This window comes from Bacillus subtilis subsp. subtilis str. 168, assembly GCF_000009045.1.
Classification (GTDB): Bacteria; Bacillota; Bacilli; order Bacillales; family Bacillaceae; genus Bacillus; species Bacillus subtilis.
The window spans coordinates 1,133,413-1,148,722 of sequence record NC_000964.3; the positions used below are offsets into that span (position 1 = coordinate 1,133,413).

9 protein-coding genes are annotated in these 15,310 nt (G+C 48.4%); 6 read left to right on the top strand and 3 right to left on the bottom strand.

What is annotated here, in order from left to right; genetic code table 11:
• Positions 1-85: 85 nt before the first annotated feature.
• The gene (gene yhjP, locus BSU_10590; RefSeq protein ID NP_388940.1) at positions 86-1,813 is read left to right on the top strand and encodes a putative transcription factor; all 1,728 of its coding nucleotides are present in this window, start codon (positions 86-88) and stop codon (positions 1,811-1,813) included.
• Positions 1,814-1,842: 29 nt separating this feature from the next.
• Here the strand turns inward: yhjP and yhjQ are convergent, their stop codons facing one another.
• Complete coding sequence (yhjQ, locus tag BSU_10600; protein NP_388941.1) at positions 1,843-2,169, bottom strand: putative metal-chelating cysteine-rich protein of unknown function; 327 nt, start codon at positions 2,167-2,169, stop codon at positions 1,843-1,845.
• A 117-nt stretch (positions 2,170-2,286) separates the two neighbouring features.
• Entirely contained in the window at positions 2,287-2,724 is a 438-nt protein-coding gene (gene yhjR / locus BSU_10610; RefSeq protein NP_388942.1) for a putative electron carrier protein (putative sporulation gene), read from the bottom strand.
• Positions 2,725-2,907: 183 nt separating this feature from the next.
• Between yhjR and addB the strand changes: the two genes are divergently transcribed.
• The 5 genes from addB to hlpB all read left to right on the top strand — a co-directional run bounded on the left by addB (position 2,908) and on the right by hlpB (position 15,045).
• On the top strand, positions 2,908-6,408 hold the full coding sequence (gene addB, locus BSU_10620; protein NP_388943.2) for an ATP-dependent deoxyribonuclease (subunit B): 3,501 nt from the start codon (positions 2,908-2,910) through the stop codon (positions 6,406-6,408).
• Entirely contained in the window at positions 6,395-10,093 is a 3,699-nt protein-coding gene (gene addA, locus BSU_10630) for an ATP-dependent deoxyribonuclease (subunit A) (RefSeq protein ID NP_388944.2), read from the top strand. The genes addB and addA overlap by 14 nt, the downstream gene beginning before the upstream one ends.
• Before the next feature lie 71 nt (positions 10,094-10,164).
• Positions 10,165-11,340, top strand: coding sequence for a DNA repair exonuclease (gene sbcD / locus BSU_10640; protein ID NP_388945.3), 1,176 nt, complete (start codon positions 10,165-10,167; stop codon positions 11,338-11,340).
• Positions 11,337-14,729 (top strand): DNA ATP-dependent repair enzyme, encoded by a 3,393-nt coding sequence (gene sbcC / locus BSU_10650; RefSeq protein NP_388946.2) that lies wholly within the window; start codon positions 11,337-11,339, stop codon positions 14,727-14,729. The genes sbcD and sbcC overlap by 4 nt, the downstream gene beginning before the upstream one ends.
• Positions 14,730-14,742: 13 nt before the next feature.
• Complete coding sequence (gene hlpB / locus BSU_10660) at positions 14,743-15,045, top strand: HNH nuclease-like essential for DNA repair (RefSeq protein NP_388947.1); 303 nt, start codon at positions 14,743-14,745, stop codon at positions 15,043-15,045.
• 36 nt (positions 15,046-15,081) lie between these two features.
• Here hlpB and gerPF read toward each other — a convergent pair whose 3' ends face one another.
• A complete protein-coding gene (gerPF, locus tag BSU_10670; RefSeq protein ID NP_388948.2) occupies positions 15,082-15,300 on the bottom strand; it encodes a spore germination protein in 219 nt (72 codons plus the stop codon).
• Positions 15,301-15,310 lie beyond the last annotated feature (10 nt).

Below are 15,310 nucleotides of genomic sequence, written 5' to 3' on the forward strand. Positions count from 1 at the left end.
AGTAGTAGTGTATAGAAGGGGCGGCGGCCCAAAAAGTGAAGAAAAGAAGAGATAAAAGTTCCCCTTTTGTCGGGAGGTGCGGGGATTGAAGCTGATAGAGCACTACGTGGCGCTTGTAAAAACAGGCTGCGCCGAGTATGGGCAAATGAACGAAATGACGCTCACTGAGATTGCCGACTGTTTATTTTGTACAGAAAGAAATGCAAAGCTCATTTTACATAAGCTGGAGAACAGCAATTGGATTATCCGGGAAAGCGGGGCGGGGCGCGGCCGCAAATCTAAAATCGCGTTTCTTCGGAGGCCTGAGGAACTGCTTCTTCAAACTGCAAAGGAATATACCATGTCAGGAAAGCTTAAAAAGGCAAAGGAGCTGCTTCAGCAGTATCAGTCCGCGTTTCCAGGGCTTCAAAACGAATATAACATGTGGCTATCAGAGGTATTCGGATTTGTGACGGAGACAGGCGAGAATGGGGCGAAGGATGTCCTGCGGCTGTTCATCACGCCTGAATCTGTCAGCAGTTTGGATCCATGCCAAATATTTTTGCGGTCTGAGGGCCATTTCGTCAAACAGATATTTGATACACTCTTCACGTTTGATTCGGATATGCAGGAGCCGAAGCCTCATTTGGTTCATGGATGGGAAGAGGTCGGAAAAAAACAATGGAGATTTTTTCTTCGAAAAGGTGTGTTATTTCATAATGGACAGCCGCTGACATCGCGGGACGTTGCGTTTACATTTCAGCGCTTTTTGGAACTGGCTGACAACCCGTATAAATGGCTTCTGCACGGAGTGAAACAAGTCTTAGAAAAGGGCCCTTATTGTGTGGAGCTCATACTCGATAAGCCGAATGCGCTTTTGCCGTATGCTCTTTGTGATGAACGGCTGTCCATACTGCCGGCAGAACAGGGCGGCGGGAAAAATGGAACAGGGCCTTTTCAGATGAATCAGCAACATAGCGGGATGCTTGTGCTTGAAGCCAATGAGCGCTACTTCAAGGGACGCCCCTATTTGGATCGCGTTGAGTTTGTGTTTTCTGAGCAAGCCGGAGAGATGAACGGTTTTACCATTCAAGAAAAACAAACATGTCCTGAGCAGCAAACTGTCTTTGATGAGCGGCATGTTCAGTATTTGTCGCTTAATCTGAAAAAGAAGGGGCCTCTTCAGCACCGAAGCTTTAGAAAAGCGCTCCGGCTGCTGATTTCCTCTGAACGGCTCGTTCGTGAAGCGGGAGGGCACCGAAGAATTCCGGTTACGTCCTTTTTGCATCCGAGTCCTTTTGAGTGGGAGGGCGTTTCGCCATCTGAATTGTTGAAAAAAAGCGGATACGAGGGCGAAACAATCGTGCTTTATACCTTTTCGGAAACGGATCATCGTGAGGACGCCGAATGGATTCAAAATATTTGCGCCCAGCACGGTATCAGGCTTACACTTCAATTCTGTGATGCTGCTGATCTGCGACGGCCGGAAATCGTGCAGATGGCGGATATCATTCATGACAGTGCGACGTTTTATCAAGACAGCGAGTTTGGTTTTCTGCATTTGCTGCTGTCGGAGAACAGTTTCTTGTATCAGCATCTATCTGAAAAGCTGACACAGATTTGCTCAGGAATGACAGAGCGGATGTTTTCCATGCCTGACCGCTGTTCGAGAATCAACATCCTGCGTGACATTGACCGGCAGATGATACAGGAGCTGAACGCGATCCCGCTGTATCAAAATGTGCTCCAGGTGACATCAAGTAAAAATGTAAAAGGCCTGGTGCTTGATGAAGAGGGATGGATTGATTTGTACTCCGTATGGCTGTCCAAATAAAAAGAGGGTTCTTTTTTGAACCCTCTTTTTTACGCTGCCATGCTGCGGCATTGTTCAGCACAGGTGAAGCAGGCTTTCGCACATGCTTGGCAATGATCATGATCGTGCTTTCCGCATTCAGTGCCGCATGCTTCACAAATATCGGCGCAAAGTGCACAAATTTCTTTCATAAACGGGCTGTCCGTTTGCATGGCTTTGACCGCCAGCGCGCAAATATCCGCGCATTCCCTGTCAAGCCGGATGCATCCGCTGAGATGATGCTGCACGCTTTCTTCCAAGCATTTAGTGAAACAATGATTGCAAGCCTTCATGCAATCGATGCAAGCCTCAATACAAGCCTCAGAATATTGCTCCATGGTTGATTCCCCCTGTATGACAGTATATGGTTTTATGTTTCACGGCTGCATTTGAAAAAAACAGGGGAGTGTGTTTTTAGCTAAGGGGATATGTACATATACCCTGAATGGGTATATCTAACGTTCCATCAGATAGTATAGGAACCAGACAGCGTGATTTTGTTCATCACGTGCTGCGCGCGTAAAGACGCCTTTCGCTTTTAAGTTTGACGTTTCCTCGGCCGCACGCAAGTAAAAGTCGACGGTTTCTTGTTCATCTTTAAAAGCGGCGTCCAGTCCTCTTGTGAAATTGTCCGGGCATTCTTCCGTTTGTTTCGGCATGATGTGTTTGCCGGTAATTGAACCATACAGTGTGGAAAATTCACGGAGGTGGCGAATCTCGTCACGCCTGATTTCTTCAATCTGTTTTCTGACCTCATCGCTGTGGGCGAGTTCGGCAAGCTTGCGGTAGCATTGAATAGCACTGAATTCTCCGTTGATGGCCTTCTGCAAATTCCGAATCAAAACAGGATCTTCCCGGTATGGCACCGGATAGGGATAGTAGCTGTAATGCAAGGGGATTCAACTCCATTCTTAGGAATTGGGCTTCTGTAAAAGTATATGTTGGGCAGGGAGAGATGTGCGGAGATAATCAGCTTTTTATATGTGAAAAGGCCGTTTTTACCAATAGATCAGATTGGTCATTTTCGTCAACATTCGATAAAATATAGAGAGATAAAAAGAGAGGGGTCTTCTAATTTGGGAGCAGAGTTTTTAGTAGGCAGGTCCGGGAGTGGAAAAACGAAGCTGATCATCAACAGCATTCAGGATGAATTGCGCCGGGCTCCATTCGGGAAGCCGATCATTTTTCTAGTCCCGGATCAAATGACGTTTTTAATGGAATACGAGCTTGCTAAAACGCCAGATATGGGCGGGATGATACGCGCTCAAGTGTTCAGTTTTTCACGATTGGCCTGGCGCGTCCTCCAGCATACGGGAGGAATGAGCAGGCCGTTTCTGACGAGCACCGGCGTACAAATGCTCCTGCGGAAGCTCATTGAGGAGCATAAACAGGAGTTCAAAGTCTATCAAAAAGCGAGTGACAAAAGCGGGTTTACCGCACAGGTTGAGCGGATGCTGACAGAGTTTAAGCGCTATTGTCTGGAACCGGAGGATATCCGCCGGATGGCGGAAAGCGGAACGGCTTCCGAGTATCGCGGAGAACGTGTTTTATCTGAAAAGCTCCATGACTTATCAATTCTGTATCAGCAAATGGAAAAAAGCCTCGCAGATCAATATCTTCACTCTGAGGATTATTTGACATTGCTGGCAGAGCATATCCCGCTTGCGGAAGATATAAAAGGCGCCCATATCTATGTGGATGGCTTTTATCAGTTTACCCCGCAGGAATTCAGGGTGTTGGAGCAGCTTATGGTTCATGCGGAGCATATCACGTTTTCGCTCACAGCGGACAAGCCGTCATATGAGCGGGAGCCGCATGAACTGGAATTGTTCAGAATGACGGGGAAAACCTATTACCGCCTGCATCAGAAGGCGAAGGAACTGAATTTGGACATTACGTATAAAGAGCTGAGCGGGACTGAGCGGCATACAAAGACGCCGGAATTGGCGCATCTAGAGGCACAGTATGAAGCGCGTCCGGCCATTCCATACGCAGAAAAACAAGAAGCCCTTACTGTGATGCAGGCCGCAAACAGACGAGCTGAGCTGGAAGGCATTGCTCGGGAAATTCACGCCCTAGTCAGAGAGAAGGGATATCGCTATAAGGATGTAGCAATTCTTGCGCGCCAGCCGGAAGACTACAAGGATATGGTGAAGGAAGTTTTCGCAGATTACGAGATTCCTTATTTCATTGACGGAAAAGCATCTATGCTGAACCATCCGTTAATTGAATTTATCCGGTCGAGCCTTGATGTTCTGAAAGGGAATTGGCGTTATGAAGCGGTGTTTCGCTGCGTGAAAACCGAACTGCTATTCCCGCTCAATGAACCGAAGGCCAAAGTGAGAGAACAGGTCGATCAGCTCGAAAATTACTGTATCGCCTATGGTATTAAAGGCGACCGCTGGACAAAGGGCGATCGGTTCCAATACAGGCGTTTTGTGTCATTGGATGATGATTTTGCGCAGACTGATCAGGAAATCGAAATGGAAAACATGTTGAATGACACCCGCGATTGGATTGTTCCGCCGCTTTTTCAGCTTCAAAAACGCATGAAAAAAGCGAAGACGGTTCAAGAGAAGGCGGAGGCGCTCTATCGTTATTTAGAAGAGACGGATGTGCCGCTGAAGCTGGATCAGGAAAGGCAGCGTGCTGAGGATGACGGCAGAATCATTGAAGCGCAGCAGCATCAGCAGGCGTGGGACGCAGTCATTCAGCTGCTTGAGGAGTTTGTTGAAATGATGGGAGATGATGAGATTTCTCTTGATTTGTTTCAGCAAATGATAGAAGCCGGCGCGGAGTCGCTTACATTTTCTCTAATTCCGCCTGCGCTTGACCAGGTGTTTGTCGGCAATATGGATTTGTCCAGAATGTATGGCACCTCCTGCACCTTTGTGCTCGGGGCAAACGACGGCGTTCTGCCGGCACGCCCTGATGAAAACGGGGTCCTGTCGGATGATGACCGGGAATGGCTGAAAACGATTGGGGTTGAGCTATCCTCAGGCGGACGAGAGCGTTTGCTTGATGAGCACTTCCTCATCTACATGGCGTTTTCAAGTCCGTCTGACCGGCTTTACGTATCGTATCCGATTGCTGATGCGGAAGGAAAAACGCTTTTGCCGTCGATGATCGTTAAGCGGCTGGAAGAACTGTTTCCGCATCATAAGGAGCGCCTGTTAACAAATGAACCTGAACAGGTCAGCGATGAGGAACAGCTGATGTATGTTGTGAATAAAAGCGTGGCACAGTCCTTTACCGCGAGCCAGCTCAGGTTATGGACTCGGGAATACGACATCAGCGACGTCTGGTGGAGCACGTACAATGTGCTGATGAGTGAGCAGGACAGGCTGCAATCGAAAAAGCTGTTCTCAAGCCTGTTTTTCCGGAATGAAGTGAAGCAGCTTGAACGCAGCGTGTCGAGACAGCTCTATGGTGAACGTATTCAGGGCAGTGTATCGAGAATGGAAACCTTTAACGCATGCCCGTTTTCCCATTTTGCGTCACACGGGCTGCATTTGAAGGAACGGCAATTCTTCAAGCTTGAAGCACCGGATATCGGCCAGCTGTTTCATTCCAGCTTAAAGCTGATTTCGGACAGGCTGCGTGAGCAAAAGCTGGATTGGCGCGATTTAACGAAGGAGCAGTGCGAGCTGTTTTCCTATGATGCGGTAGAGCGGCTGGCACCGAAACTGCAAAAGGAAATTCTGCTCAGCTCAAACCGGCATTATTATGTGAAGGAAAAACTGCAAAAAATTGTGACACGTGTGTCCGGCATTTTAAGCGAGCATGCGAAAGCGAGCGGATTCGTACCGATCGGGCTTGAACTGGGCTTTGGAGGAAAAGGGCCGCTTCCGCCGCTGACCTTTCAACTGAAAAACGGCTGTACGATGGAACTCGTCGGGCGAATTGACCGTGTTGATAAGGCTGAAAGCTCAAAAGGCCTGCTCCTCAGGATTGTCGATTATAAATCAAGCGACAAAGGCCTTGACTTAGCGGAAGTATATTACGGATTGGCACTGCAAATGCTGACGTACCTTGATTTATCGATTACACATTCAGCTGACTGGCTCGGGATGAGGGCGACGCCTGCCGGAGTGCTGTATTTCCATATTCATGACCCGATGATTCAATCTAATCTCCCGCTTGGGCTTGACGAGATTGAACAGGAGATCTTTAAGAAATTTAAAATGAAGGGCTTGCTCCTCGGTGATCAGGAAGTGGTTCGCCTCATGGATACAACCCTTCAAGAGGGACGTTCAAATATCATAAACGCCGGCTTGAAAAAAGACGGCTCTCTCAGATCAGACTCAGCAGCAGTCGGTGAAAAGGAATTTGATCTTTTGACAAAGCATGTGCGCCGCACCTTCCAAGAAGCGGGCGAACAAATCACCGACGGGCGCGTATCCATTGAGCCGTACAAAATGAAGAACAAGACGCCGTGCACATACTGTGCGTTCAAATCAGTATGCCAATTTGATGAATCACTGGAAGAAAACGAGTATCGCCCATTAAAGGCTGAAAAGGACAAGACAATACTTGAGTGGATAAAAAAGGAGGCGGATGGCAATGAACATTCCTAAACCGGCAGACAGCACATGGACAGATGACCAATGGAATGCCATTGTTTCAACCGGCCAGGATATTCTTGTGGCAGCGGCTGCGGGCTCTGGTAAAACCGCTGTGCTCGTTGAACGAATGATTCGGAAAATCACCGCGGAGGAAAACCCAATAGATGTAGACCGTCTTCTCGTTGTGACATTTACAAACGCCTCAGCGGCAGAGATGAAGCACCGAATCGCAGAAGCCTTGGAAAAAGAGCTTGTACAGCGCCCCGGCTCGCTGCATATTAGACGCCAGCTGTCTCTTTTAAACCGGGCCAGCATTTCGACGCTCCATTCCTTTTGCCTGCAAGTGCTGAAGAAATATTACTACTTGATCGATCTTGATCCGGGCTTTCGGATAGCTGATCAGACGGAAGGCGAGCTGATCGGGGATGAAGTGCTTGACGAGCTGTTTGAAGACGAATACGCAAAGGGCGAAAAGGCGTTTTTTGAGCTTGTTGACCGCTATACGACAGACCGGCATGATCTGGATCTGCAATTTCTCGTTAAACAGGTGTACGAGTATTCCCGATCCCATCCCAACCCGGAGGCGTGGCTGGAAAGCTTTGTTCATTTGTATGATGTATCAGAAAAGAGCGCCATCGAGGAGCTGCCGTTTTATCAATATGTCAAAGAAGATATTGCAATGGTGCTTAACGGGGCGAAGGAAAAGCTCTTGCGCGCGCTTGAGCTGACGAAAGCGCCGGGCGGCCCGGCGCCGCGTGCTGACAATTTTCTTGATGATCTTGCTCAGATTGATGAACTGATTCAGCATCAGGACGATTTCAGTGAACTATATAAGCGGGTGCCCGCCGTCTCTTTTAAGCGTGCCAAAGCAGTAAAAGGGGATGAGTTCGATCCAGCGCTCCTTGATGAGGCGACAGATTTGAGGAACGGCGCAAAAAAACTGCTTGAAAAGCTCAAAACCGACTACTTCACGCGAAGTCCTGAACAGCACTTGAAAAGCCTAGCCGAGATGAAGCCTGTCATTGAAACGCTCGTACAGCTTGTCATCAGCTATGGAAAACGATTCGAAGCTGCGAAACAGGAAAAATCAATCATCGATTTTTCGGATTTGGAGCATTACTGTTTAGCGATTTTGACAGCTGAGAATGACAAAGGTGAACGTGAGCCGAGCGAGGCTGCAAGGTTTTATCAGGAACAGTTTCATGAGGTGCTCGTTGACGAATATCAGGATACCAACCTCGTGCAGGAATCGATTCTGCAGCTCGTCACAAGCGGTCCGGAGGAGACTGGTAACCTGTTTATGGTAGGAGATGTCAAACAGTCGATTTATCGATTCAGGCTTGCGGAGCCGCTTCTTTTCCTCTCTAAATACAAACGGTTTACAGAGAGCGGAGAAGGCACGGGGCGGAAAATCGATTTAAATAAAAATTTCCGAAGCCGGGCTGATATTTTAGACAGCACAAACTTTTTATTTAAACAGCTGATGGGCGGCAAAATCGGTGAGGTCGATTATGACGAGCAGGCTGAGCTGAAGCTTGGTGCAGCGTATCCGGACAATGACGAGACGGAAACAGAGCTGCTGCTGATCGACAACGCAGAAGATACGGATGCAAGCGAGGAAGCAGAAGAGCTTGAAACGGTGCAGTTTGAGGCAAAAGCCATCGCTAAGGAAATTCGTAAGCTGATTTCATCGCCGTTTAAGGTGTATGACGGAAAAAAGAAAACACATCGCAATATTCAATACCGAGATATCGTGATTTTGCTCCGTTCGATGCCGTGGGCTCCGCAAATCATGGAGGAGCTGAGAGCACAGGGCATACCGGTTTACGCCAATTTAACGTCAGGCTATTTTGAAGCGGTCGAAGTCGCCGTCGCGCTTTCTGTGCTGAAGGTGATTGATAATCCGTATCAGGATATACCGCTTGCCTCTGTGCTGCGCTCACCGATTGTCGGAGCAGATGAAAACGAGCTGTCTTTGATCCGGCTTGAAAATAAAAAAGCGCCGTACTATGAGGCGATGAAAGACTACCTGGCTGCTGGTGACCGGAGCGATGAGCTTTATCAAAAGTTAAATACGTTTTACGGACATCTGCAAAAATGGCGCGCGTTTTCGAAAAACCACTCAGTATCTGAGCTGATTTGGGAAGTGTACCGCGACACCAAATATATGGATTATGTCGGCGGCATGCCGGGCGGAAAACAGCGCCAGGCCAATTTGCGTGTTCTTTATGACAGGGCGCGTCAATATGAATCAACGGCATTTCGCGGCTTGTTCCGTTTCCTGCGGTTTATCGAACGCATGCAGGAGCGGGGCGATGATCTTGGTACGGCGAGAGCGCTCAGCGAGCAGGAGGATGTTGTCCGCTTAATGACGATCCACAGCAGCAAAGGGCTCGAATTTCCAGTCGTGTTTGTAGCAGGTCTCGGCCGGAATTTCAACATGATGGATTTGAACAAATCGTACCTGCTGGATAAGGAGCTCGGATTTGGCACGAAGTATATTCATCCGCAATTACGCATCAGCTATCCGACACTTCCGCTCATTGCGATGAAGAAAAAAATGCGCAGGGAGCTGCTGTCAGAGGAATTGCGTGTGCTCTATGTTGCATTAACGAGAGCGAAGGAAAAGCTGTTTCTGATTGGCTCATGTAAGGATCATCAGAAACAGCTTGCAAAATGGCAGGCATCCGCGTCCCAAACTGATTGGCTTCTGCCGGAATTTGACCGCTATCAGGCGAGAACGTATCTAGATTTCATTGGGCCGGCTCTTGCCAGGCACAGAGACTTGGGGGATTTGGCTGGTGTGCCAGCACACGCTGACATCTCAGGTCACCCGGCTCGTTTTGCCGTTCAAATGATCCATTCCTATGATTTGCTTGATGATGATCTGGAAGAAAGAATGGAAGAAAAAAGCGAGCGCCTAGAAGCGATCCGCCGAGGTGAACCAGTTCCCGGCTCGTTTGCGTTTGATGAAAAAGCCCGCGAGCAGCTGAGCTGGACCTACCCGCATCAAGAAGTGACGCAAATTCGGACAAAGCAATCAGTTTCTGAGATCAAGAGAAAAAGAGAGTACGAGGATGAATACAGCGGCAGGGCCCCTGTAAAACCGGCTGATGGAAGCATTCTGTACAGACGTCCCGCTTTTATGATGAAAAAAGGCCTGACAGCGGCAGAGAAAGGGACTGCCATGCATACGGTTATGCAGCATATCCCGCTGTCACATGTGCCGTCGATAGAAGAAGCTGAGCAGACGGTTCACAGGCTTTATGAAAAAGAGCTTCTCACTGAAGAACAAAAAGACGCTATTGATATAGAAGAAATCGTGCAATTTTTCCATACAGAAATCGGCGGACAGCTGATCGGTGCTAAGTGGAAGGACCGGGAAATACCATTCAGCTTAGCGCTTCCGGCCAAGGAGATCTATCCTGATGCACACGAGGCAGATGAGCCGCTTTTAGTGCAGGGTATTATTGACTGTCTCTATGAAACTGAGGACGGATTATATCTATTGGATTATAAGTCGGACCGGATTGAGGGCAAATTCCAGCATGGATTTGAAGGAGCGGCCCCGATCTTGAAGAAACGATATGAAACGCAAATTCAGCTGTACACGAAGGCAGTGGAGCAAATTGCAAAAACAAAGGTAAAGGGATGTGCGCTTTATTTCTTTGACGGAGGGCACATTCTGACATTATAGCGAGATCCATAAGCTCCGGAATTTCAGGCGGAGCGGGTCTCGTTTTCTATATAAAAGAGAGGTGAAAGCATTTGCGGATTTTACATACGGCTGACTGGCATCTTGGAAAAACGCTTGAAGGAAGAAGCAGGCTGAGTGAACAGGCCGATGTGCTGGATGAACTGAATACGATTGTAAAGGATGAGCAGATCGATGCCATTGTAATGGCGGGGGATGCATTTGACACCGTAAACCCGCCAGCTTTAGCCGAGCAGCTGTTTTATGAAAGCCTGTCTGCGCTTAGCGACAGAGGAAAGCGCCCGATCGTCGTCATTGCCGGAAATCACGATAATCCTGACCGTTTGTCCGCCGCTTCACCGCTGACACATGAAAACGGCATTCATTTAATCGGTTATCCGACAACAGAGCCGATTCATATTGAAGTGCCTTCAGCAGGAGAGCTTTTGGCGGTTGGAGCGCTGGCGTACCCATCTGAAGCGCGGTTAAATGAAGTGCTATCCGATACGTTTGATGAAAAGCTGCTCCGTGATCACTATGATGTGAAAATCAGGCAGGCGTTTGAGCATATGACAAGCCGGTTCCGGACCGATGCAGTGAAGATTGCCGCCAGCCATATTTATGTGGCAGGCGGAAACCAAACCGATTCAGAGCGGCCGATTGAAGTCGGCGGTGCATACACGGTGGCTGCTGAAAGCCTGCCGGCAGATGCCGCTTACGTTGCGCTCGGCCATTTGCATCGCCCGCAAACGATCAAGCGGGCGCGGACGCTTGCGCGTTATTCAGGATCTCCGCTCGCCTACAGCTTTTCTGAAGCGGGCTACGCTAAATCAGTGACGATTGTGGACGCAAAGCCTGGGGAAGAGGCCACTTGGCAAGAGGTGTTATTATCAAGCGGCAAGCCACTTGTGAAGTGGAAAGCGGCAAATGGATTAAGTGAGGTGTACAGCTGGCTGGATGAAGGCAGAGATCAGAATGCTTGGATTGACTTGGAAATCCGTGTCGCGGACCAGCTGTCACTTGAAGAGATTCACAGGCTGCGGAAGGCGCACCCGGGCTTTATCCATATCAGGCCGGTTTTTGAAGAACAGAACAAAGACCGGGAACGGATCGAGGTTAAACATGTCTCAATCGAGGACCGCTTTAAGAAATTTTATGAAAAACAAACTGGCGGTGCGGTGCCGGATGAAGAAATGGTGAAGCTGTTTTTAGAGCTTGCATCAGGCGTTGAAGAGGAGGATGCGAAATGAAGCCGATCGCCTTAAGCATTAAGGGGCTCCACAGCTTTAGAGAGGAGCAGACGATAGATTTTGAAGGCCTTTCCGGTGCCGGTGTTTTCGGCATTTTCGGCCCGACAGGAAGCGGTAAATCCTCTATACTCGACGCAATGACGCTTGCTTTATACGGAAAGGTGGAACGGGCGGCGAATAATACGCACGGAATCTTAAATCACGCCGAAGATACGCTGTCTGTGTCCTTTACCTTTGCGCTTCAGACGAATCACCAAATCTCATACAAAGTCGAGCGTGTGTTTAAGAGAACGGATGAAATGAAGGTAAAAACGGCACTTTGCCGCTTCATCGAAATCAAGGACGAGCATACGGTGCTGGCTGATAAAGCCAGCGAAGTGAATAAAAGAGTGGAGGAGCTCTTAGGGCTGACGATCGACGATTTTACGAGAGCGGTGGTGCTGCCCCAAGGGAAATTTGCTGAATTTCTGTCTTTAAAAGGGGCAGAGCGCAGGCATATGCTTCAGCGTTTATTTAATTTGGAGCAATATGGAGACAGGCTTGTGAAAAAGCTGAGACGGCAGGCGCAGGAAGCCAATGCGAGAAAAAATGAAATGCTTGCTGAACAGTCCGGTCTCGGTGAGGCGAGCTCAGAGGCAGTGGAGCAGGCTGAAAAGGTTCTCGAACAAGCTGAAGCCCGGCTGGAAGCGATGAGGAAGAACCGTGATCAGGCGAAGGAGCGGTTTACAGAGCATCAGGAGATATGGAATGTCCAAAAGGAAAAATCCACTTATGAAGAAGAGGAAAAACGTCTCGCAGAAGAACAGCCGCATATAGACAGCATGCAAAAACGCCTGCTGGAAGCAGAAACAGCAGCAGCCCTTAAGCCCTATGCGGACCGGTACGCAGAAGCGATCCAGCATGAGGAGCAAGCTGAAAAGGAACAAACGCTAGCCCAAAAGGATTTAGCAGACCGGACAGCTTTCTTTCAGCAAAAACATGAAGAGTATGAAGCGTGGCGCCAGCATAAAAGCGAGAAAGAGCCTGAGCTTTTAGCCAAACAGGAACAGCTTTCACGCTTGCAGGAAATCGAAATCAAACTGAGTGAGGCCAAGCAAGAGGAAGAGCGCAAAAAGGCTGACCTCCGGCAGAAAGAAGAGGCTCTTCAATCTGTCATGAATGAATTAGAGACCGTAACAGACCGCCTGACACGAGGGCAAAACAGACAGACAGAATTGAAGCAGCAGCTCAAATCCCTGCAGGTGACATCCGATGAGCGAAAAAGCTGCCAGCAGGCCGCAGAGATGGCATTGCGCATCAGACAAACCGAGGAACAAATCAAAAAAGAGAAAAAACGAAGTGAAGAATTGAACCTCGTGCTGCAGAAGATGAATGAAGAGAAGAATACACTCGTTCAAAAGACGGAAGCGGAAGAAAACAACATCATTCAGGCATATGAGGCAGTTCAAACTGTGTACCATTTGGTGTGCGAAACGGAACGCTCATTAACACGTATGACGGAAGAGGCTAGAAAGAGTCAACACACGCTTCACTTACAGCGTGAAAAAGCAAGGGTGGCACTGCTGACAAAAGAGTTAGCCCAAAAGCTGACTGCCGGAAAGCCTTGCCCGGTATGCGGTTCAACCGATCATGATCCATCTGCCTCGGTACATGAAACGTATGAAGCCGACAGCCATCTTGAAGAGGACATCAAACGGACAGATGTGTTATTGACGGAAGCTGCAGCTCTCAGCCAGGAGATTCTTTCAGCCAAAATTATGCTTGAAGAACAGTCCGCGCGCTTTATTGAACAGTGTCCGTTTTTGCAGACAATTCAAGCACAGAACCTTGAAGCGGCAGCTTCCTTCGAACATCAGCCGGTGTATGAAGCATTTGAAACTGCCAAATTTGAATGGAAACGAATCAAGCAGGACATTCTTTCTGTTAAGACACGAATGGCACAAATGATTGGCGCCTATCAGGAGTCTTTAAAAAAGGCCGAGCAGCTTAATGAAAAAATCGGTTTTGAAAAAAGAGAAGCCGACCGTATTGAAAGCATCATCAGTGAGCTTCAATCCTCAATGGACAGCAGTCTGAACATGTTTAAAGAAGCATTTCAGAATCAATCTGTGGACGAAGCAGAAAAATGGCAGCAAGCCATTGAAGAAAAGGACCGGGCTGCAGAAGAATGTGAAAAACGAATTGAGAAGAGTATCGCGTTTCTTGCTGAGCATGAAGCACAAAAGGAAAAACTGCGGGAATCGGGACACCGGCTTGAGCGGGAAAAGCTGGAGCTTCATTATGCGGCTGAACGCATCAAGAGCGTGATAGCTGATTATGAGCACGAACTCGGAGATTATGCAAAAGGAGATTCGATTCAAATCAAACTCCGCTCTGTCCAGCAGGATCTAAAGCTGTTAAAGGAAAAAGAACAATCTTTATATGAAGAACTGCAAAGCGCCCAAATGAAGCTCAACCAAGCGAAAAGCCGCGCTTCTGCAAGCGAGCTCACTCTTCAAGAGGCGAAGGGCAGATTGGAAAAAGCAAAAGCTGCTTGGCTTGAGCATACAAAAAACACCTCCATTACCCGGACTGAGGAGGTTGAACAAAGTCTCATCCCAGCTGATGAACTTGAAAAGATGAAAACCGGCATAGACCAGTTTATGGATAAACTGAAGCAAAATGCTGCAAACTTAAAACGAGTAGCAGAGATACTTGCCGGCAGAGCATTATCAGAGAGCGAATGGAACGAAACCGTTGCAGCATTACAAGAAGCTGAGGACGCATTTGGCGCTGCTATAGAGGAAAAAGGCGCGGCCGCAAAAGCACTGGCTGTCATTCGCGACCATCATAAACGGTTTAATGAAATTGAAGCTGAACTGAAAAAATGGCAGATGCATATCGACAGGCTGGACAAGCTGCAAGCTGTGTTTAAAGGCAATACCTTCGTCGAATTTTTAGCTGAGGAGCAGCTTGAAAGCGTTGCGAGGGACGCCTCAGCAAGACTCAGTATGCTGACAAGACAGCGCTATGCCATCGAAGTAGATTCTGAGGGCGGCTTCGTGATGCGGGATGACGCGAATGGAGGCGTACGACGCCCGGTTTCCAGTTTGTCTGGAGGAGAGACCTTCCTCACCTCGCTTTCACTTGCTCTTGCGCTGTCTGCGCAGATTCAGCTTCGGGGGGAATACCCGCTGCAGTTCTTTTTCTTAGATGAAGGCTTCGGCACACTGGATCAAGATCTGCTTGATACGGTTGTAACGGCCTTGGAAAAACTTCAGTCAGACAACCTGGCTGTCGGTGTCATCAGCCATGTGCAGGAACTGCGTGCACGGCTTCCGAAAAAGCTGATCGTCCATCCGGCTGAACCGAGCGGCCGCGGTACGCGGGTATCACTTGAGTTGATGTAAGGGAGGAGCGGATATGGCAAAGCAGATTGCCGGAATATGTGAGCTGTGCGGCCGGAGCGATGTCCAGCTGACAGAGCATCATCTTACACCGAAAGAGGAAGGCGGAACGTTTTTGCCGACAGCGATGCTCTGTATTCCTTGTCATAAACAGATTCATGCCTTATATACCAATCAAGAGCTCGCTGTACGTTTAAATGGAATGGCTGAACTCAGAAGCGATCCAGAGCTTGCCCGGTTTGTCAAATGGATCAGAAAACAGCCGCCTGAGAAGCTGATCAAAACTAAGAAATCAAATGAACGAAAAAAGAAAAAATGACTAAAAAGCAGCCCTCTCTTTGCAGAGCGGCTGCTTTTATCCGTTTCCAACCATATCCTGATCGTTGACATCGGGGTCTATATAATTTGTCGCGTTGACTGCATTATTTAATAGAAGGAAATCTCCCGTGTTTCCTGCTCCCGAACCGAGCGCAGATTTTGAAGAGCTTTTCGGAGAAAGGTAAAAGGAATCACCAAAGTTTACGACTCCGCCCGATATGGAATTGATAGCTATAGGCCCGACAATTGCTGGCATAAACGACACC

Excerpts from the sequence above, each read along its gene's own strand:
- addA (NP_388944.2), top strand. The coding sequence starts at position 6,395 with ATGAACATTCCTAAACCGGCAGACAGCACATGGACAGATGACCAATGG.
- hlpB (NP_388947.1), top strand. The coding sequence starts at position 14,743 with ATGGCAAAGCAGATTGCCGGAATATGTGAGCTGTGCGGCCGGAGCGAT.
- sbcC (NP_388946.2), top strand. The coding sequence starts at position 11,337 with ATGAAGCCGATCGCCTTAAGCATTAAGGGGCTCCACAGCTTTAGAGAG.
- gerPF (NP_388948.2), bottom strand. The coding sequence starts at position 15,300 with ATGCCAGCAATTGTCGGGCCTATAGCTATCAATTCCATATCGGGCGGA.
- yhjQ (NP_388941.1), bottom strand. The coding sequence starts at position 2,169 with ATGGAGCAATATTCTGAGGCTTGTATTGAGGCTTGCATCGATTGCATG.